The sequence below is a fragment of the Pseudomonas sp. USHLN015 genome, from assembly GCF_037153275.1.
Lineage (GTDB): Bacteria > Pseudomonadota > Gammaproteobacteria > Pseudomonadales > Pseudomonadaceae > Metapseudomonas > Metapseudomonas tohonis.
In genome coordinates, this window is record NZ_JBBCKP010000008.1 from 328494 (window position 1) to 346016 (window position 17523).

General features: G+C 68.0%; 19 protein-coding genes. 11 read left to right on the plus strand and 8 right to left on the minus strand.

What is annotated here, in order from left to right:
• Nucleotides 1-11 precede the first annotated feature (11 nt).
• The 5 genes from WFQ67_RS18215 to WFQ67_RS18235 all read left to right on the plus strand — a co-directional run bounded on the left by WFQ67_RS18215 (nucleotide 12) and on the right by WFQ67_RS18235 (nucleotide 5726).
• Nucleotides 12-944, plus strand: a complete 933-nt coding sequence (locus tag WFQ67_RS18215) for a hypothetical protein (RefSeq protein ID WP_337057776.1) — start codon at nucleotides 12-14, stop codon at nucleotides 942-944.
• Nucleotides 945-962: 18 nt separating this feature from the next.
• A complete protein-coding gene (locus WFQ67_RS18220) occupies nucleotides 963-2234 on the plus strand; it encodes a hypothetical protein (RefSeq protein WP_337057778.1) in 1272 nt (423 codons plus the stop codon).
• Nucleotides 2235-2238: 4 nt separating this feature from the next.
• A complete protein-coding gene (locus tag WFQ67_RS18225) occupies nucleotides 2239-4044 on the plus strand; it encodes a hypothetical protein (protein ID WP_213624796.1) in 1806 nt (601 codons plus the stop codon).
• Nucleotides 4045-4054: 10 nt separating this feature from the next.
• Complete coding sequence (locus WFQ67_RS18230; protein WP_337057779.1) at nucleotides 4055-5113, plus strand: hypothetical protein; 1059 nt, start codon at nucleotides 4055-4057, stop codon at nucleotides 5111-5113.
• A gap of 109 nt (nucleotides 5114-5222) precedes the next feature.
• Nucleotides 5223-5726: a hypothetical protein gene (locus WFQ67_RS18235; RefSeq protein ID WP_337057780.1), complete on the plus strand. Its 504-nt coding sequence runs from the start codon at nucleotides 5223-5225 to the stop codon at nucleotides 5724-5726.
• Nucleotide 5727: 1 nt separating this feature from the next.
• On the opposite strand, the gene WFQ67_RS18240 is transcribed toward WFQ67_RS18235, so the two are convergent.
• Nucleotides 5728-6138: a hypothetical protein gene (locus WFQ67_RS18240; protein ID WP_337057781.1), complete on the minus strand. Its 411-nt coding sequence runs from the start codon at nucleotides 6136-6138 to the stop codon at nucleotides 5728-5730.
• 212 nt (nucleotides 6139-6350) lie between these two features.
• On the opposite strand from WFQ67_RS18240, the gene WFQ67_RS18245 reads away from it, so the two are divergent.
• Nucleotides 6351-6635 (plus strand): hypothetical protein, encoded by a 285-nt coding sequence (locus WFQ67_RS18245; RefSeq protein ID WP_213624805.1) that lies wholly within the window; start codon nucleotides 6351-6353, stop codon nucleotides 6633-6635.
• 150 nt (nucleotides 6636-6785) lie between these two features.
• Nucleotides 6786-6911: a hypothetical protein gene (locus WFQ67_RS18250; RefSeq protein WP_271106178.1), complete on the plus strand. Its 126-nt coding sequence runs from the start codon at nucleotides 6786-6788 to the stop codon at nucleotides 6909-6911.
• Between the two features lie 265 nt (nucleotides 6912-7176).
• On the opposite strand, the gene WFQ67_RS18255 is transcribed toward WFQ67_RS18250, so the two are convergent.
• The 3 genes from WFQ67_RS18255 to WFQ67_RS18265 form a co-directional block, all read right to left on the minus strand.
• Nucleotides 7177-8130, minus strand: a complete 954-nt coding sequence (locus tag WFQ67_RS18255) for a FecR family protein (RefSeq protein WP_213624807.1) — start codon at nucleotides 8128-8130, stop codon at nucleotides 7177-7179.
• Nucleotides 8131-8197: 67 nt separating this feature from the next.
• On the minus strand, nucleotides 8198-8743 hold the full coding sequence (locus WFQ67_RS18260) for an RNA polymerase sigma factor (protein ID WP_337057782.1): 546 nt from the start codon (nucleotides 8741-8743) through the stop codon (nucleotides 8198-8200).
• Nucleotides 8740-9327, minus strand: coding sequence for an STN domain-containing protein (locus WFQ67_RS18265; protein ID WP_337057783.1), 588 nt, complete (start codon nucleotides 9325-9327; stop codon nucleotides 8740-8742). Before WFQ67_RS18265 ends, WFQ67_RS18260 begins: the two co-directional genes overlap by 4 nt.
• A gap of 299 nt (nucleotides 9328-9626) precedes the next feature.
• On the opposite strand from WFQ67_RS18265, the gene WFQ67_RS18270 reads away from it, so the two are divergent.
• The 4 genes from WFQ67_RS18270 (at nucleotide 9627) to WFQ67_RS18285 (ending at nucleotide 12557) form a co-directional block, all read left to right on the plus strand.
• Nucleotides 9627-9944, plus strand: coding sequence for a hypothetical protein (locus WFQ67_RS18270; protein ID WP_213624813.1), 318 nt, complete (start codon nucleotides 9627-9629; stop codon nucleotides 9942-9944).
• Between the two features lie 250 nt (nucleotides 9945-10194).
• Nucleotides 10195-11007: an ABC transporter substrate-binding protein gene (locus WFQ67_RS18275; RefSeq protein WP_213624815.1), complete on the plus strand. Its 813-nt coding sequence runs from the start codon at nucleotides 10195-10197 to the stop codon at nucleotides 11005-11007.
• Between the two features lie 130 nt (nucleotides 11008-11137).
• The gene (locus WFQ67_RS18280) at nucleotides 11138-11863 is read left to right on the plus strand and encodes an amino acid ABC transporter permease (RefSeq protein ID WP_337057785.1); all 726 of its coding nucleotides are present in this window, start codon (nucleotides 11138-11140) and stop codon (nucleotides 11861-11863) included.
• 1 nt (nucleotide 11864) lies between these two features.
• Complete coding sequence (locus WFQ67_RS18285) at nucleotides 11865-12557, plus strand: amino acid ABC transporter permease (RefSeq protein WP_337057786.1); 693 nt, start codon at nucleotides 11865-11867, stop codon at nucleotides 12555-12557.
• 92 nt (nucleotides 12558-12649) lie between these two features.
• Here WFQ67_RS18285 and WFQ67_RS18290 read toward each other — a convergent pair whose 3' ends face one another.
• The 4 genes from WFQ67_RS18290 to WFQ67_RS18305 form a co-directional block, all read right to left on the minus strand.
• Nucleotides 12650-13378, minus strand: a complete 729-nt coding sequence (locus WFQ67_RS18290; protein ID WP_337057788.1) for a BPL-N domain-containing protein — start codon at nucleotides 13376-13378, stop codon at nucleotides 12650-12652.
• Between the two features lie 99 nt (nucleotides 13379-13477).
• Nucleotides 13478-14248, minus strand: a complete 771-nt coding sequence (locus WFQ67_RS18295) for a hypothetical protein (RefSeq protein ID WP_337057789.1) — start codon at nucleotides 14246-14248, stop codon at nucleotides 13478-13480.
• A gap of 232 nt (nucleotides 14249-14480) precedes the next feature.
• Complete coding sequence (locus tag WFQ67_RS18300) at nucleotides 14481-15818, minus strand: LLM class flavin-dependent oxidoreductase (RefSeq protein WP_337057790.1); 1338 nt, start codon at nucleotides 15816-15818, stop codon at nucleotides 14481-14483.
• On the minus strand, nucleotides 15805-17361 hold the full coding sequence (locus tag WFQ67_RS18305; RefSeq protein ID WP_337057791.1) for a DHA2 family efflux MFS transporter permease subunit: 1557 nt from the start codon (nucleotides 17359-17361) through the stop codon (nucleotides 15805-15807). The genes WFQ67_RS18300 and WFQ67_RS18305 overlap by 14 nt, the downstream gene beginning before the upstream one ends.
• Between the last annotated feature and the right edge of the window lie 162 nt (nucleotides 17362-17523).

Genomic DNA, 17523 nt, shown 5'->3' on the forward strand with positions numbered 1-17523 from the left:
GGAGTGTCCCCATGAAGAAAGCCCGACTGCTCGCCTGGCTGCTGCCCCTCGCACTGCTCGGCCAACCCGCCCTCGCCGCCGATGACGAGGGCGACGTGTTCTTCACCAACGGCGTGCACAACACCCTCGGGTGCGACGCCAGCAACGGCAACTGCATCGCCGAGCGCAAGCCCGGCGAGCCCAGCGATCCGTTCTTCCCCGCCACCTGGATCAGCGACTGGACCATGTTCCGCGTCACCCAGAACTACGAGAAGAACCCGCCGCCCTACAGCAACCCGCCCAGCACCCTCAAGCCGGCCGACTACACCGTGTCCAAGGGCACCAGCTACTACGACACCACCTACATCCCCGCCGATGGCGACGGCTACGGCGCGATGATGGAGCACTACGAGAAGTACTGCCTGCCGATCTTCCCGATCAAGGACAACAACTACACCTGCTCCTTCGTCTCCCTGGGCAACAAGGCCTTCTTCCTCACCTACGAGGACCGGCCCAAGGACATGCCCGAGTGCTGCTCCTTCTCGCCCATGAACCACCCGGCACGCCAGGACTTCGTCCAGCACCTGCCCTACAGCCCGGCCCGCAGCCAGAACCTGGGCGGCAGCGTGCAGGCCTATGCGCTGGACGTGCAGTCGCCCCAGGGGCCGATCCTGTTCGGCTACGCCTTCTACAAGGACGCCACCCGCGCCGCCCCCGGCCAGCCGCTATTCCGCCACCCGCAGTCGTTCTACTTCTCCGGGGACGCCAGCGTCGCCAACGCGCCCATCGTCAGCCAGAACTACGTCAACTTCCGCACCGACAAGCCGGACCCGGCGCAGACCTGGGACCAGGTGGCCAAGAAGTGCCCGGTGAACCCCGAGCCCTGCCAGTTGTTCAACCCGCCGACGTCCCAGGACAACGGCGCCGAGGCGCAATGGAACAAGCTCCAGTCCCGCAAGCCCTGACCGGCAAGGAGAGCCACCATGAATCCCAGTTTCCGCCTTTCCGGGCTTGCGCTGCTGGCCATCGCCTGCACGAGTTGCAGCCTGCACGAACAGCCGTCCAAACCCACCCTGGGCACTGCACCGACCAACACGCAGTGTCAGCCGCCCACCAGCGCCCCCGCCGCCAACGCCAGCCAGCAGGCCTTCGATGACTACAGCTGGCAGTTGTTCGTCGCCCTCAACTGGCCCGCCCAGACCGGTCAGCGAGGGCAGCCGGACTGCAACCAGCCCCTGGGCAGCGCAGGCCCCACGGTGTGGCAGAGCTACAAGACGGTGAGCGAGATCTTCCTGCCCAACGGCGCCAATCCCGGGCCCTGGAACGCCCCGCTGGGCAAGCGCAGCCTCGGCATCATCAACATCGCGGCCCTGAAGAACACCTCGGTGGTGCAGGCTGTCGACCAAGCCGTCGGTGGCTGGCTGATCGATCAGCGAGGCAACCCCACCTACTACGACATCTCCGCCAACCAGGCCTCCTACGACTACATCGTGCAGAACGGTTTCTACAACGCCAATACCGTTGCCAAGGCGCAGAGCATCGCCTTCCCGGCCCAGGCCACCGAGGTCAAGGCCGCCTGGCGCGTACTCACCCGCCAGGACGACGCCAGCCGCTACCTGACAACCCAGGCCGAGGTGGCGCAGTTCGATGCCCAGGGCCGGCCCACCGGTAGCACCGCCCCGGCCACACTGGGGCTGGTCGGCCTGCACATCATCGTCAAGGCACCGGGCTACCCGCAGTGGGTATGGGCCACCTTCGAGCAGGTGGACAACGTCCCGGGCGCCTCGGCCGGCAGCAGCCCCTACAGCTACTACAACGCCAGCGCACCGGCGGCGAGCGTCAACCAGTCGCCGTGCAACTGGCAGCACCAGGGCAGCCAACTGGTGTGTACGCCGAAGCCCGGCGCCACCTTCCAGACCCCCGACCCGCTCAGCCGCGTCACGCCCATCGCCAGCTCCACCGCAGCGGTCAACAGCCAGTACCAGCAGAGCCTCTCCAGCAGCGTGCTGCGCTATTACCAACTGGTCACCACCCAGCGGCCGCTGATGCCCGACAACCCCGGCAACCCCCTGGGCCAGCCGACGCCCGCCCTGGCGGCCAACGTCACCATGGAGAGCTACATCCAGCCCAACAGCAGTTGCATGAGCTGCCACTCCATGGCCACGCCGGTGAACAGCGCCGTCAGATCCGATTTCTCCTACCTGTTCAAATTCGCCAAGGCGCCGGCAACGGCACCCCACAAGGACGAGGAATGACCCCATGAGCATCCTGAACGGACCCCGACTGAACTTCTGGGGCGGCATCCGCACCGACGTGAGCCTGCCCAACAACTCGCCGACCATTCCCATGGGCACCGACGGCTCGCAGACGCTGAACCTCTTCGACCTGCCCAACTCCCAGGTGGCGACCGAGGCCCAGGGCTACAGCGACGACCAGCTCAACGAGCTGATCAACGCGCCCTCGGGCGACTACTACACCGCTGGCGGCTGGAACCATTACGGCCAGCACGTGGTGGACATGCAGAACGTGCTGATCAGCTCCCAGGGCACGCCGGGCGCCATCAGCACCACCGGCGACCTGGTGGGGCAACCGGTCTACCTGCTCGGCTCCAAGGACCCGGTCACCGGGCAGGCCCCGGTCTCCGGCCCGATGATGGTGGACCTCGACCCCACCAGCGGCATCACCACGCAGATCTACATCGGCGGGCTGCAGATCGGCGGCACCAGCAGCCCGCAGCTGGTGATCCAGGCCGACGTGGTGGCCAGCAGCTTCGACGTCGCCAAGCGCCTGCTGGTCGGCGAGACCGATGCGCCAGGCTCCTCGCCGCTGTCCGGCACCTTCCAGGTCACCTTCCCGCTCAGCGCCATCGTCAGCTGGAACCAATCCAGCGCGATGCTCAAATCCATCATCCAGGCGCCGGGCGCCACCGGCATCGTGGTGCGCTTCGTCATGTACGAGATGTGCCCGGGCATGACCACGCCGCAGCTGGACGCCGACTACGCCGCCGGCCAGTACACCCCCAACCCCAGCATCGGCCGTGTGGTCGGCACCCTCGCCCCGGCCTTCGCCGGCGAGCCGCTGATCTGCCCGGCCGGCCGCCAGCTGGTGAACGGCAAGACCGGGGGCACCGGCTACGCGCAGACCTTCGCCTTCAACGGCCAGAACCTGCTCAGCCTGGACATGCTCAACCTGATCCCCAAGGCCACCTTCCGCGCCGTGCGCACCGACATCACCAGCCCCATCGGGCCCAACATCAACTACGGCGAGGTGAGCGTCAGCGCCGGCGGCAACAATCTGTTCGGCCTGGACCCGAACAGTCCCTGCCTGCTGGACTACTACGTCTACGGCGGCATCGTCGACCAGGCGCTCTCCGCCACGCAGCTCAGCCAGGTGCAAAGCTCCGCGCTCGCCCTCTCGGCGCCGAACACCGTCGCCGGCACCACCCTGGCGGTGAGCGAAGTGACCTACCGGCTCTACTGCGACCAGCGCAACCTGTACATGGACGAGTACCCGGAAGGGGTCACCCTCGACCTGCAGGTGCGCTACCTGGGCGGACCGGTGCCCGCAGCGGGCACCATTACCCTGTCCGCCTCCTCCCCCGGCAGCTACGAGGACTCGCAGTACTGGGACCTGCTCGACTACCCCGCCACCTTCCCCATCGCCAAGGGCCAGACCAGCGTGCAGATCCCTATCACCTGCAAGGCCGGCACCTCCGCCGAGGCGGGCTACACCAACCTGGAATACTCCCTGGGCGACGGCAGCAGCTTCAGCAACTTCCGCATCTACTCCATCACCGACTTCGGCATCCCCGCCGGCAGCATCCCCACCTGGGACCAGGTCTACCCGGCCGTGCTGCGCTTCCACTACCTGGCCTTCCCGGCCATGTCGCGCTTCATCCCGCTGAACCAGCAGGACGCCATCTGGAACGCCCGCGCGGCCATCGTCGCGCGCACCGCCGATGCCTATCGCGGCACCACCCTCTACATGCCGGTGGTGCGCTCCATGTCGCCGAGCCAGCGGGCCCTGCTCAAGGCCTACCTCACCAGCACGCCCTGGCAGCCCTGAGGAGGCGCACATGAGCATCCACATCCCCCACAGCCCCGATGAAGACCTGCGCCCCACCGTCGTCGTCGCCGAGGGCCTGCTCAACCCCCGGGGCCTGTGCCGGCAGCCCGACGGCAGCCTGCTGCTGGTGGAAGCCGGCTCCGGCCACCCCGATGCGCTCTTCAGCGGGCGCATCAGCCGGCTGCGACCCGCCCCCGGTAGCCCGGGTGCCTACCTGGCGCCCGAGGCGGTCGCCCAGGGCTACCGCTCCATGAACATGCAGGTGCGCATGCTGCGTGACGAAATCATGGGGCTCTCCGACGTGGCCTGCGCCGATGGCCGTTGCCTGGCCAGCCTCACCGACTACGTCGAAGGCTCGCGGGTGCTCGACCTGGGGCAGGACCCACCGGTGCCGGTGTTCCACAGCCGCGGCAACCTCAACGCCCTGTGCTTCCACCCCGGGCGACGGACCTGGCTGTCGGTCAAGCCCGATACCAACCAGGTGGTGGAATTCGACGACCGGGGCGAACGGGTCGTCGCCCAGATACCCGACATGGACCAGGGCCAGGACGCCGTGCCGGTCACCCTGGTACACGAGCCCACCACCGGGGCCGTCCTGGTCAGCCTGTTCTCCGGAGAACGCCGGCTGGACCCAACGCGGCAAGGCATCGACTTCGTCGAGCGGGCCGGCCGGGTGATCCGCGTCTGGCCGGAAGACGGCTCCATCCAGCCACTGGTCGACGGCCTGCAACTGCCCACCGGCCTGGCCTTCACGCCGGGCGGTGGCCTGCTGGTCCTTGAACTGTGCCGCTCCCTGCTGCAACCGCTCGATCCACAGTGGCAAGGCGAGGCGCGGCATGGCGGCTTCGAACGCTTCAGCGGCCGCCTTCTGCACTGCGACCTGGCCAGCGGCACGGCCCGTGTCCTCGCCACCGGTCTCGACACCCCATCCAACCTCTGCCTGCTCGACGACGCCGTGCTGGTCAGCGAAGGCATGGGCCTCCACGGCCGCCCCCTGCCCCTCCCTGGCGGCGGGACGGTGCCGCTGGATGGGCGGATACGGCGGGTGTCGTTGCGAGGGTATCTCTAGGAACAGGCATTCCCGTGGCGGCAGGCTGTCACGGGAATTTTCCGTTACGTAACATTTTCTTTTTACCGTTACGTAACTAGAATTGTGCCGTCCCTTCAGGAACGGCCCCATGAATACCCCCGAATCCCCCGGCGTCCGCAAGCGCGGTCGCCCCTCCAGCGGCAACGCCATGAGCAACGCCGAGCGCCAGCGTGCCTACCGCGAGCGCCAGGCGCAAAAGCGTGACGCCGAATCCGTGACGATGAACAAGCGCGCGCAGCAGGCCCTCGAGAGCACCGCAAAACTGCGATCGCAACGCGACCAGGCCCTCCGAGCGCAGGAGCAGGCCGAGCACAAGGCGCGGGAATGGGAGGCCAAGGCCACCTCATTGCTCAAGCAGATACTCGAGCTGGAACAACGCAAGGACGCCCCGCTCGCCTGGTACCAGGACCCGGGGATAGAAGCCGTCTACGTGCTGGAGTCGCGCCTGCGCGAGGAGAAACACTGGAAACGTGTCGCCTCGATGGGCGCATTCACCCGCAGGGAGGTGGCGGATGAATGGCTGAAGTCCATGCTGGCCCACAGCAGCATGATCGAGTACCGGGTGAACCGGATCAGGTTCAAGACCGAATGAGTCACACCCGCCGCCTGAGCCGCCAGCAGTAGACCAGGCAGCCGGTGAGGCAGCCCAGCGAAAGGAGACAAAGCAACAGCGTGCCGCGCTCCTGTGCGTTCACCAGCCAGTACAGCTGGTACGGCAGGTAGGCCAGCAGCAGCCACAACGCCGATTTGCGGGAGAAGAACAGCAACCCCCCGGCAAGCATCAGCAACAGCGCGAAAAGGACACCCGCAGCGCCGGCGAGTGTGGAGATTTCCCCGGCCCTCATGGCCTCCCAGATTGCCCCGCGGTTCCACAGCAGCGCCAGGAACTGGGCCGAGCAGAACGCCAGGATCGCCAGGCGCAGCGCGGTGGGGGTGATGCTCGGTCTGGTGCTGGTTTTCTCCGTCAGCGAATCGCTCATCGGAGGTTGAAACGGGTTGTCCATGCCATGTGCTCGGTTGTGGGAGCGGGAAATCTAGCCTTCTTCTGCGGCCTTCACCACTGCAAGATGGGTCGCTCAGGGTGGCCCCGGACTGCCGCTTCGATAAACCGAACCGGAAGCCCTCGTCCGCAGTCGAAAACCAGGTAGTCCCCATTCTCGTGCCAACCGTGACCGAGTCATCGGATGCGGCCCGGCCGTACAAAGGAGACCCACCGATGGTCACTCACTACAAGGTCGCCGGGCACCTCGCCTGTGGTCGTCACGGCAACAACCTGGTTTCCACCACTGAACTGGCACGGGTCAAGTGCCGTACCTGCCGCAGCACCGACGTCTTCAAGGAAGCCCGCCGCACCGCGCGCAACGCGGCACGACGCGCCGCCCGCAAGGCCAAGGCCGAGAACGTCGCCATCGACTGGCGCAGCAGCTGGGAGCAGCACCTCACCGCCCTGCCCGGCCGCCAGCGCCTGCCGCGCGGTTTTGGCGAACAGGGCTTCGTCTGACCCGCTCTCGGGGTCGCCCTCCTGGCGGCCCCGCCTCCGCTCCGCCCTTCCCTACAGCCTTTTGCCGCAACGCCGATGGCCTCCCCGCGCCCCCTGGCCGACAATCCCCGGCAGCCCTGAGCCCATGCTTTCCTGGAAATGGAATCCGCGATGCAGAACGCTCATATCGGCCTGGCCATCGTCGGCCTCATCGTCGTCTTCGGCCTGGTTCTGTTCTATTTCGACCACCTGCGCGAGCCCCGCAAGCCGCCACCCGCGGAGGATGAAGCCACCTGAAACGCCAACGGCCCGGATCATCCGGGCCGTTGCGTTGATGGCGTGCAGAATCAAGTGAGCCGTATACAGCGCAATGCCGGGCCAGGTCGCGTGGGCTTCGTAGGATGGGTAGAGGTACGAAACCCATTCTGGCGTCGTGGATGGGTATCGCTGCGCCCAACGGAGCGACACCGAACCGGAGCGCGTTGTACGCAACGGTACCAAGGTCATTCGCGAGCAGAGCTCGCTCCTACGGGCCGTGCTCCGGCGCTGGGATGCGGGCCGATCAACTGACCAGCACCACACCACCCGGCAGTTCGGTCACGGTCGCGCCGTAGGCCTCGCGGATCAGGGAGGCGACCTCAGCCAGCTGGTCGAGGCGGAAGCGGGCCTGCACCTTGCGCCGGCCGAGTTCGCCGTTGACCAGCAGGATCATCCCCGGGCGGTAGCGGTTGATCTCATCGATCACCACCGCCAGCGGGGCGTCATCGAACACCAGCAGTTGCTCGCGCCAGGCCATGACGACCGCCGGGTCGAAGGCCACGGGCTCGCTGCGCCCGTGCGGGTCATAGCTCAGTTGGCGGCCGGGCGGGAGCAGCAGGCTGCGTCCGCGCACCTCCACGGCCAGGCTGCCTTCCAGGCAGGTGACGCAGATGGCATCACCCACCGCGCGCACGTTGAAACGCGCGCCGGCCGCATCCAGGGTGCCGGCTCCGGCCACCACGCGGATCGGCGCCTTGGCCAGCACCTCCACCTCGCCTTCGAGCAGCTCGATACCCGCCACGCCGCCGCCCAGCGGGCGCCGGTTGATGCGGGTAAGGGTGTTGAGCTCCAGGGTCAGCCCCTCCGCGAAATCCACGCGGCGCTGCTCGCCCACCTCGGTGCTGTAGTCGGCGCCCAGGCCGGACAGCGCACCCGGCAACGAGGGCCGTACCAGCACCACGGCAAGGGAGGCCGCGATGGCGCCGCCGAGAAACGCGCGCCGGCCGAAGCGCCGGGACGGCAGCCTGGCCGCCGGGACAGCAGGTTGCTGCAGCGCCACGGCGGCGGGCCCAAGGGCCTGCCACAGCTGCCGGGCGCGGGTGAAGGCCGCGCAGTGCTGCTCGCTTTGCGCGCACCACAGGCGGAAGGCTTCGGCGTCACGGGTGGTGGCATGGCCGGAGGTGAGGCGGAGCAACCAGGCCCGTGCTTCGTCCTCCAGCCGGGTCTGCCCGGCGGTGCCGGAATGAGGTCCTGTCATGGCGTCGTCGTTCAAGCGCAGCTGTTCTCGGGAGTGATCGGCGGGGCGCTCGTGTTGCCCCTCGACCCTATGACTGTTTTCCGGCGCCGGGACCGAACCGTTGCACCACTTTTCTTTCCAGGCGAGCCGCGCAATGGCCCAGCGCGGCCTTCAGCTCCTTCTCCACCATGCGCGTGGAGATGCCGAAGCGCCGGGAAATCTCCAGGTGCGGTACCTCCTCCATGCGCGCGGCGATGAGGATCTGCCGGCGCCGGGGCGTCAGCTCCGCCAGCGCGGTGACCAGCGCGCGGATCTCGATCTGCCCGCTGACGATCACCGCCGGGTCGAGGTGCTCTTCGCCCAGGTGCAAGAGCTCCTCGACCTCCTCGCCGGTGAGCAGGCGGGCGTCCTGTGCGCGGCGGTCGGCGGCGACGTTGAGGGCCATGCGATACAGGTAGGCGCCGGGCTTGTGCACATCCTCCGGCTCGTCCATGCGATCCAGGCGCAGGTAGGTTTCGTGGAGCACATCGTTGGCCAGGTCATCCGACCCCAGGCGCCGCCTCAGGCGTGTCCGGAACTCCTCGTAGGAGGCCAGAAACAGCCTGAGCATGGTGCCACGCTCCTTGTCATTCATGCCCCCGCAGCTCCTTCCCACTTGTTGCATTCCATGCTGGCGGCCGCCTCCGGCACCACCAGCACGGTGACCGGCTGGGGCAGGGAGGACGGTGGCGCCCTGTCGATCGTCAGGCCTCGCAGGCTTTCCACCAGTGCCGCGTCGCGCCGCAAATCACCGGTCGGCCCCAGCAGTCGACTGTGTTCCACCACGCCCACCGGGCCGATCCACAATTGCAGCGCCGCGCGGTAAGCCCCTGGCCGGGTCAGTGGGGAACCGCACAAGGCCTTCCCCAATGCACCCTGCAGGACGGCCGCGAAGCTGCCCTGTTCCCAGCGCGTCGTGGCGCCGTGGTTGCGCCCCGCAGGCGCGCTCGAAACCCTTGCCGGCAGCACGGTGAAGGCACGGCCCTCGCTGTGCTGGGCCATCAGTCCGGTGCCGGCCAGCAGCCTCGCCAATGCCTCGCGAGCCGGCAGCCGGCCGATGACCGAAGCCGAGCGCCGCCCGCGAGTGAGTTCGCGGTCCACCAGGATGGCCATGCCGCTGGTTGCGCTGAAGCGTTCCAGTGCCTTGGGCAGGTCCTGCGCCGGCAGATCGAAGTCCATCGGGCCGTTTCCGGCCCTGCCCTCGCCCGCCTGGCACGGCAAGGCCGCCAGGCAGCAGGCCGCGACGAGGAGAACGATCAGCACCGCTGGCGCGAGGCAGCCCCTCGCCACGGCTTCCATTGACATAGGCGGATTCCGACCCGTACTGCGTGTCGATGCATCGCTGGCTTGACTCAGGAAAGCCATCCTGATGGCTGTTCATGTCGATTGTGTGACGGGCGTTGCAAAAAAGACTTCGCAGCGATGACGGCGCTTTTACCGTAGATTTCCCGGCAATGATCCAGCACATGGAGGCAATCATGTCCGTTCGCATCACCCTCGCCGGCCTCGTTTTCGCCCTCGCACCGCTGCTGGCCGTAGCCGAAGAGGGCACCCCGCAAGGCAGTTGCATCAGCGCCGAGGTGAATGGTTACAAGGCTCTGTCCTATGACTGCCTCACCCAGCGGCTGGCCAACCCCCAGGGCGCCGAGGCTGCCCGGCGCAACCAGGCCGCGATGCAGGTGCCGATCGAGCGCCGCCCGGCCAACCAGCTGGGTCTCGCCACCCCGGCCGCAACCGGCGTGCGCATGGGCGCCAACTTCGGCCATTCGGTGCAACCGCAGCGTCCCCTCCCCTGAGTCGGTGGCAGGAACCGCTCTAGCACGACACTTCCAGCGCGAGCCACAGCAGCCCTGCTTATTCTTTTATCGAATTTAAAAAGACAAATTAATTCTTTTTTGTTCGAGCCAGCCCCCTGACAGAATCGCCTCGCCAGCGGGCAACCCCCACCGGCGAACGGCGACGCTTCCCACCCGGAAGCGATCGCCCCCGACAGATGAGCGGAGCCCGGCCATGCGCGCCAGGGCCCGCCGAAGGAGCTGGATATTCATGAAGAAGCTGACTGCCCTCACCGCCCTCGCACTCGCCCTTTCCACCCTCTCCGGCCTCGCGCAGGCCGACCGCCTCGACGATATCCGCAAGGCCGGCGTCCTGCGTGTCGCGGCCTTCGACAGCAACCCGCCGTTCGGCTTCGTCGATGGCAAGACCCAGCAGCTCGCCGGCCTGGACGTGGACTACGCCCGCGCCATCGCCGACAAGCTCGGGGTCAAGTTGCAGCTGCAGCCCACCAACCCGGCCAACCGCGTGCCGCTGCTGGTGGCCAATAAGGTCGACCTGGTGCTGGCCAACTTCACCATCACCCCGGAGCGGGCCGAACAGGTCAACTTCAGCATCCCGTACTTCTCCTCCGGCCAGCAGTTCATCGTGCGCAAGGGCACGCTGAAGAATGCCGACGACCTGAACAAATGGCGCGTCGGCGTCGACAAGGGCACGGTCAACGAAGGCGTGCTGCGGGAGAAATTCCCCGGTGCCAAGGTGGTCGCCTACGACGACACGCCCTTCGCCTTCACCGCCCTGCGCAATGGCCAGGTCCAGGCCATCACCCAGGACGGCCCCAAGTTGATCGGCCTGCTGGCCAACGTGCCGGACAAGGACAAGTACGAGGTGCCGCCCTTCACCATCTCCAGCGACCTGATCGGCGTCGGGATCCCCAAGGGTGAAACCGCGCTGACCGAGTACGTCAACCAGACCCTGCAGGAGCTGGAGGACCAGGGCCGTGCCCAGGCCATCTACGACACCTGGTTCGGCCCGGACACCAAGACCCCGCTGGCGCGCCTGTACAAGATCGGCACGGTGCACTGATCGCGCGCTTCACCGGCCCCCCGCGCCCGCGGGGGGCGGTGGGTCGTACAGGCCTCGTCTTCCCTGCCAACGCGGGGACCTACCCACGTCCCCGCCCATGCGGGGATCACTCATTCAAAGACCTGCCCCCATGTTCGGCGACCTCCTCGCTCCCCGTTACCTGCACTGGCTGCTGGACGGCTTCCTGCTGACCCTCGGCACCTCCCTGCTGGTCTGCGTCATCGGCACCCTGCTCGGCGCCCTGGTCGCGGTCGGCCGCCAGCTGCCGGGCCGCCTGTCCTGGCCCGCACGCGCCTACCTCTCGGTGCTGCGCAACACCCCGCTGCTGGTGCAGCTGTTCTTCTGGTACTTCGGCGTGCCCGCGCTGCTGCCCGAGGATTGGGTGTTCTGGCTCAACCTGCCCCATGAACGGGCGCTGGGCCCGCTCACGCTGGCCTGGCCGTCCTTCGAGTTCCTCGCCGCCGCGCTGGGCCTGTCGCTCTACACCAGCGCCTTCATCGCCGAGGAGCTGCGCGCCGGCATCGCCTCGGTGCGCCCGCAACAGGCCGAGGCCGGCATGGCCCTGGGCCTGCGGCCGGCCCAGGTGTGGCGCTGCATCATCCTGCCGCAGGCGCTGCACACGGCCCTTCCACCGCTGTTCGGCCAGTACATGAACGCCCTGAAAAACAGCTCGCTGGCCATGGCCATCGGCCTCGCCGAGCTGTCCTACGCCTCGCGCCAGGTGGAGACGGAGACCTTCAAGACCTTCCAGGCCTTCGGCATCGCCACCCTGCTCTACCTCGGCGCGGCGATCGCCATCGAAGTGGCCGGCACGCTGATCCACCAGCACCGCCGCCACGTGCGCGGGGAGGCCTGAGATGGATTTCTCGGTGATCCTCGACAACCTCGATTACTTCCTGCTCGGCGCCTGGCCCGACGGCCCCCTGGGCGGCGCGGCGCTGACCCTGCTGCTGTCGCTGCTCTCGGGCATCGCTTCGGCGGTGCTGGGCCTGGCCCTGGGCACCGCCCTGGCCGTGCTCGAAGGCCGGCCGCGCCTGGTGCTGCTGGCGGTGCTGGGGTTCTTCCGCGCCATCCCGGTGCTGATGCTGATCTTCTGGAGCTACTTCCTGCTGCCGGTGCTGTTCCGCATCGATGTGCCGGCGCTGGCTACGGTGGTCTGCGCGCTGTCGCTGATCGGCGGCGCCTACCTCGCCCATTCGGTGTGCGCCGGCATCCAGAGCCTGCCGCCGGGCCAATGGGACGCCGGCCGCGCCCTGGGCCTGCGGCCCTGGCAGGTGCTGCGGCTGATCATCCTGCCCCAGGCGCTGCCGATCATGCTGCCGTCGTTCCTCAACCAGTGGGTCTCGCTGATCAAGGACAGCTCCCTGGGCTACGTCATCGGCGTCGGCGAACTGTCCTTCGTCGCCACCCAGGTGAGCAACCGGGTGATGGTGCACCCGACGGAGGTATTCCTCTTCGTGGCGCTGGTGTATTTCGTGCTGTGCGCGAGCCTCGATCTGCTTGCGCGGTGGGTGACGCGGTTCACCGGTGCTTCGCGCCCGCAGGGGTGATGGGGTATGTCGGAGACGACGATTGATAGGGTTCGCGTAGCTCTACCCATCCTGCGAAGCTGAGCCGGCAACCTCGGCGGCGGAGGGCCGGATCACTGCTCATGCCGCGCGTTCATCTGCGCCAGCATCGCCATCAGGAGGTCCTGGTGCTGCTTCGCATCGGGCGGTAATCCGTCGGCGGCGTACCAGGCGCTGTCCGCTTCGTAATGCGGCCCGATGAGACCGACCGTGCCTTTGCCGTAGGACGAGATTCGCGCGGCGATGCGTCGGGATTTCGTGTAGTACGCCGTCGCCTCGGCGCCCGCCGGGAGCCGGCTGCCGAAATGCGGGCCGGCCTGGTAGTAGACGTCACGCTGCTCGTGGCCTGCGGGCAGCTGGATGGAGATGAACTGCGCCGCGTTGTCCTTCGGGATTTCCTGGTCGACCTCGGCCAGCTCGATCAGGCCAAAGGCCGGGACGCCTTCCTTCTCGTCGGCATAGCGCCCAGCCAGGTAACCGCCGGCACAGATGCCCAGGTACTGGCCACCCTGGGCGACGAAGTCGCGGATGGCCTGCACCTGGCTGGCGGACAGCTCCGACAAGGTGTCCATGATGTCGTCCGAGCCGCCCGGCTGTACGTAGAGATCGGCGTCCTCGAGCACCTCGGCGCCGAGTTGGTCTTCATCCACCAGGCGGACGTCGTAGCGATGTTTCTGCAACAGCTCGGCGATGGTCTTCGCGCAGCCGTCGCAGGTGCCGGCGCCGTCGAAGATCACCGCCAGTTCGGCCTTGGCCAGCAGCGGAAACACCAGGGCCAGGGCGGCCAGTACACTCTTGTTCATCACGCACAGTTCCTTTGTGTCAGAGGTCGGTCAGGCCCTTCTAGCAGGCCTGCATGGCAATCCGTTGATCGTGGAAAAGGTTCGCCGTCATCGCCGGCTTCACAGGTGAGCGTCGACCTCGCTGGCAATGCGCCCCAATGCCAGCCACACCGTGTGCTCCCGCTGGAACGGCAGCGCGGGCTCGACGGTGATGTCCAGGGGTGTCAGCCCGGTGAGGATGTCCTTTCGTTCATCCCGGGGCAGGATCGCCACGTGCCGGAATGGCTGCCGAAGGCCCTTCGAGAGCACCAGTGTCGGGGCATCGCCAGTGATTCGAATGGGCACGGCTTCGGGAGAATCGATGGGCTGCGCCAGGACCGAGAAGACCGGGTCGATGCTCTTCTCCAGCTCGGCGAAGCCCACCAGGACCAGCAGCGCCTGGCGTTGGCTGGGCAATGCCAGCGAGAAGACCGATCCCACAGGCGCCGTGGTACGGACCTTCCTGGGCTTGGGCGACGACACCTTTACAGGCTTTTCCGCCGGCTGAGGGGTTGCCAGCCTGGCTTCGAGCGCTTTGAGGGTCTTGCGACGGGCCGGCACATCCCGGGGCGTATCGCGCTCCCACACGAACAGGTCCCCGCCCGTGCGCAGCAGCGACAGCGCCTTGTCCTTGAGCGTCTCGTCCAGCCGGCCGTACTTCCAGGCCGTGTCGGCCAGGGCGAAGTGCACCAGGCAGGCCACCTCAGGCTCGCCCAGCCGTGCGGCATGGCGACCCAGGACCTTCTCGCAGGCCTCGCCGTGGGAAAGCCCGTGCTTCAGGTGCTGGATGTAGTCATCCCGTACATCACAGGTCGTGTCATCGGAATACAATCCCGTGCCCCAGGCGCCCATGTCCGGTCACGCCTCCTCGATGGGGAACGCAAGGCGCAGCACGAGGGATGCTGGGCTCGACGTACTGCTGCCCTGCTTCGTGGGGACATCGGTGGCCGGGAATTGGAAAGGGTTGTCCATGTGCTGCCGCTCCGTGATGAAAGCGGGAAATCTACCGCTCTTCAGCCGCGATCACCACGCCGGAGCGGAGCGCCCCGGATTGCAGCCCGGGGATTCCGACAGCCTGGCCGCGCTAGGCGAAATGCCGGTTGGCGATGCGCTGCAGGCCGAGGTTCTCGCGCAGGGTGCGGCCTTCGTATTCGCGGCGGAACAGCCCCACACGTTGCAGCTCCGGGATCACCAGGTCGACGAAATCCTCCAGCCCGCCCGGCAGGTGGGTGAACAGCAGGTTGAAGCCATCCGCCGCGCGCTCTTCGTACCAGCAGGCCATCTCCTCGACTATCTGGCTCGGCGTGCCCACCAGCAGGCGATGGCCGCCGGCGCCGAGCGTGCGCAGCAGCTGTGCGGCGGTGGGTTTCTCGCGGCGGATCAGGTCGATCACCAGTTGCTGGCGGCTCTTGTGGCGTTCGGTGACCGGCAACGGGTCGGGCAGTACGACCGGCGCATCCGGCGGCAGGCGTTCCAGGTCGATGCCGATATCCAGCAGGAAGGACAGCGCCTTGAGCGCCGCCTCCGGGTCCACCAGCGCCTGCAATTCCTCGTGCTTCTCCTGCGCCTCGCTGGCGGTGCGCCCCACCACCGGGGCCAGGCCGGGGAACACCTTGAGCGCGCCCTCCTCGCGCCCGGCCAACGCCAGGCGCTGGTGGATATCGGCATGGAAAGCCTTGCCCTCCTCCAGGGTCTGCTGGGCGGTGAACACCAGCTCGGCGGTGCGCGCCGCCAGGGCCCGGCCGGCTTCGGAGGAGCCGGCCTGGGCGATCACCGGCCAGCCCTGCAACGGCCGTGGGGCATTCAACGGGCCGCGCACGCGGAAGTGCTCGCCTTCGTGGTCGAGCACGCGCATGCGCGCCGGTTCCAGCCAGGTGCCGGAAGCCTTGTCCAGGGGGAAGGCATCGTCGGCCCAGCTGTCCCAGAGTCCGGTGACCACCTCGAAGAACTCCCCGGCGCGCGCGTAGCGGTCGGCATGCTGCAGGTGCTCGGCGCGGTTGAAGTTCTCCCCGCCGATCAGCGCCGTCACCAGGTTCCAGCCGGCGCGGCCGCCGGACATGTGATCCAGCGAGGCGAACTTGCGGGCAATGTTGTAGGGCTCGTTGTAGCTGGTGTTGGCGGTGGCGATCAGGCCGATGTGCCGGGTCGTCACCGCCAGGGCCGGCAGCAGGGTCAAGGGGTCCCAGCGCAGGCTGTAGGCGCTGCTGCGCAGCACACGCGGGTCCAGCTCGCCCACCGCCACGTTGTCGTTGAGGAACAGCGCATCGAAGCGCCCGCGCTCCAGGGTCTGGGCGTAGTGCCGGTAGCGCTCGAAGTTGATCGAGGCGTCGGCGTCCGCCCGGGGGTGGCGCCAGCTGCCGGCATGGGCGCCGGAGCCGGAGAGGAAGGCCCCCAGGCGTAGGCGACCGTCACGCCTTGCCATGGCTGGGCTCCTGCTCGGCAGCCGCCTCGGCGGGCACGGCCACCTGGGCGCGTAGCAGCAAGGCAACGCTGGCCCAGACCAACAGTACGCTGGCGGCGAGGAACAGCATCACCGCCTGGTAGCCCTGGAGGAAGGCGCCGTGCACCCAGCCCTGCAGCACCTCCGGGGCCTGTGCGAGGTGCGCGCCCAGCAGTGCCACGCCCTGCTCCGGCGCGGCGGCCGCACGGGCCAGCCAGTCGGTATCGGCCGCCACGCCCGTGGAGCCGGCCAGCGCTTGGGCGGCGAATGCGCGGTAGAGGCCCACGCCGACCGCCAGACCGAGGCCGCCGCCGACGTTGTGCAGGGTCATCAGCGAGCCCATGGCCACCGAGCCCACCTGCTGCGGCACCGAGGAGATGCCCAGCACCGTGGACGGCCCGAGGATGCAGGCCCAGCCCAGCCCCATCACCGCGAAGGCGCCCAGCAGGTACGGCAGCGAGGTGCCCTCGGCGAAGCCGGCCTGCAGCAAGGCCGACAGGGCGAAGAACAGCAGCCCGGCCTGGATCAGCAGCGCCGGGCCCTTGCGGTCCACCAGCCGCCCCACCACCGGCGACAGCAGCGCCACGCCCAGGGTGGTGGGCAGCAGCAGCAGGCCGCTGGCCTGCACGCTTTCGCCACGGATCAGCGACAGGTACAGCGGCATCACGAAGAAGGCCACGCAGTAGAACAGCGCCAGGCCGAAGCTGGCGGTCACCGCGGCGACGAAGCGGCGGTTGGCGAACAGGCGCAGGTCGACGATGGGCGCACGCACCCGCAGCTCCACCGCGACGAAGGCGATGAAGGCCAGCGCGGCCAGGCCGACCAGGCCCAGGGTGGTGGCCGAGGCCCAGCCCCAGGCACCGCCCTGGACGATCACCAGCACCAGGCTCGGCAGGCCCACCAGCAGCAGCGCTGCACCGGCCCAGTCGAGCCGCGCGCCGTCCTGCTCGGCACGGGATTCGTCCGCCGCCAGGGCGATGATCGCCAGGCTGAGCAGCACGAAGGGCACGTTGACCAGGAAGATCCACTGCCAGCCGAAGGCGCTGGTGATCACCCCGCCCAGCACCGGTCCCACGGCGAGGCCGACGCCGTTGACGCCGAACAGCACGCCGAAGGCCTTGCCCTGCTCCTCGCTGGCGAAGGTGGCCGAGACGATGGCACCGGAGGCCGTGTACAGCACCGCACAGGCCAGCCCCTGGGCCACCCGCGCGGCCACCAGGGCATCGATGCTGGTGGCCAGCCCGGCACCGAGGGAGGCCAGGCCGAATACGGCGAGGCCGATGTTCAGCACCCGCCGGCGGCCATGCAGGTCGGCCAGCCGGCCTACCAGCACCATGGCGCTGGAGAGCGCGAGGATGAAGCCGTTGATCACCCATTGCAGGCTTTCCACCGAAGCACCGAGGTCGGCCTGCAGGGCCGGCAGCGCGGTGTTGACGATGGTGAAATCCACGCAGCCGAGAAAACTGGCGATGCTCACACCGAGCAAGGCCCACCATTTGCGTTGCTGTTGCGCAAAAACGCTCATGGGAACTCCTTCCGTCATGACAGGGGGTGGAGGCCGTCGTCCGTGTGGCGTGGGGCCGTGGTTGGGGCGAATTAATTCGCCCAGGTAGACCGCAGGGCTGCGCCCTTTTCGCGGATGAATCCGCTCCCACAGAAGAGCGCCGGGCTCACCTTGTGGGAGCGA

Coding starts and splice junctions, on each gene's coding strand:
- WFQ67_RS18215 (WP_337057776.1), top strand. CDS start 12: ATGAAGAAAGCCCGACTGCTCGCCTGGCTGCTGCCCCTCGCACTGCTC.
- WFQ67_RS18220 (WP_337057778.1), top strand. CDS start 963: ATGAATCCCAGTTTCCGCCTTTCCGGGCTTGCGCTGCTGGCCATCGCC.
- WFQ67_RS18225 (WP_213624796.1), top strand. CDS start 2,239: ATGAGCATCCTGAACGGACCCCGACTGAACTTCTGGGGCGGCATCCGC.
- WFQ67_RS18230 (WP_337057779.1), top strand. CDS start 4,055: ATGAGCATCCACATCCCCCACAGCCCCGATGAAGACCTGCGCCCCACC.
- WFQ67_RS18235 (WP_337057780.1), top strand. CDS start 5,223: ATGAATACCCCCGAATCCCCCGGCGTCCGCAAGCGCGGTCGCCCCTCC.
- WFQ67_RS18240 (WP_337057781.1), bottom strand. CDS start 6,138: ATGGACAACCCGTTTCAACCTCCGATGAGCGATTCGCTGACGGAGAAA.
- WFQ67_RS18245 (WP_213624805.1), top strand. CDS start 6,351: ATGGTCACTCACTACAAGGTCGCCGGGCACCTCGCCTGTGGTCGTCAC.
- WFQ67_RS18250 (WP_271106178.1), top strand. CDS start 6,786: ATGCAGAACGCTCATATCGGCCTGGCCATCGTCGGCCTCATCGTCGTC.
- WFQ67_RS18255 (WP_213624807.1), bottom strand. CDS start 8,130: ATGACAGGACCTCATTCCGGCACCGCCGGGCAGACCCGGCTGGAGGAC.
- WFQ67_RS18260 (WP_337057782.1), bottom strand. CDS start 8,743: ATGAATGACAAGGAGCGTGGCACCATGCTCAGGCTGTTTCTGGCCTCC.
- WFQ67_RS18265 (WP_337057783.1), bottom strand. CDS start 9,327: ATGGACTTCGATCTGCCGGCGCAGGACCTGCCCAAGGCACTGGAACGC.
- WFQ67_RS18270 (WP_213624813.1), top strand. CDS start 9,627: ATGTCCGTTCGCATCACCCTCGCCGGCCTCGTTTTCGCCCTCGCACCG.
- WFQ67_RS18275 (WP_213624815.1), top strand. CDS start 10,195: ATGAAGAAGCTGACTGCCCTCACCGCCCTCGCACTCGCCCTTTCCACC.
- WFQ67_RS18280 (WP_337057785.1), top strand. CDS start 11,138: ATGTTCGGCGACCTCCTCGCTCCCCGTTACCTGCACTGGCTGCTGGAC.
- WFQ67_RS18285 (WP_337057786.1), top strand. CDS start 11,865: ATGGATTTCTCGGTGATCCTCGACAACCTCGATTACTTCCTGCTCGGC.
- WFQ67_RS18290 (WP_337057788.1), bottom strand. CDS start 13,378: ATGAACAAGAGTGTACTGGCCGCCCTGGCCCTGGTGTTTCCGCTGCTG.
- WFQ67_RS18295 (WP_337057789.1), bottom strand. CDS start 14,248: ATGGGCGCCTGGGGCACGGGATTGTATTCCGATGACACGACCTGTGAT.
- WFQ67_RS18300 (WP_337057790.1), bottom strand. CDS start 15,818: ATGGCAAGGCGTGACGGTCGCCTACGCCTGGGGGCCTTCCTCTCCGGC.
- WFQ67_RS18305 (WP_337057791.1), bottom strand. CDS start 17,361: ATGAGCGTTTTTGCGCAACAGCAACGCAAATGGTGGGCCTTGCTCGGT.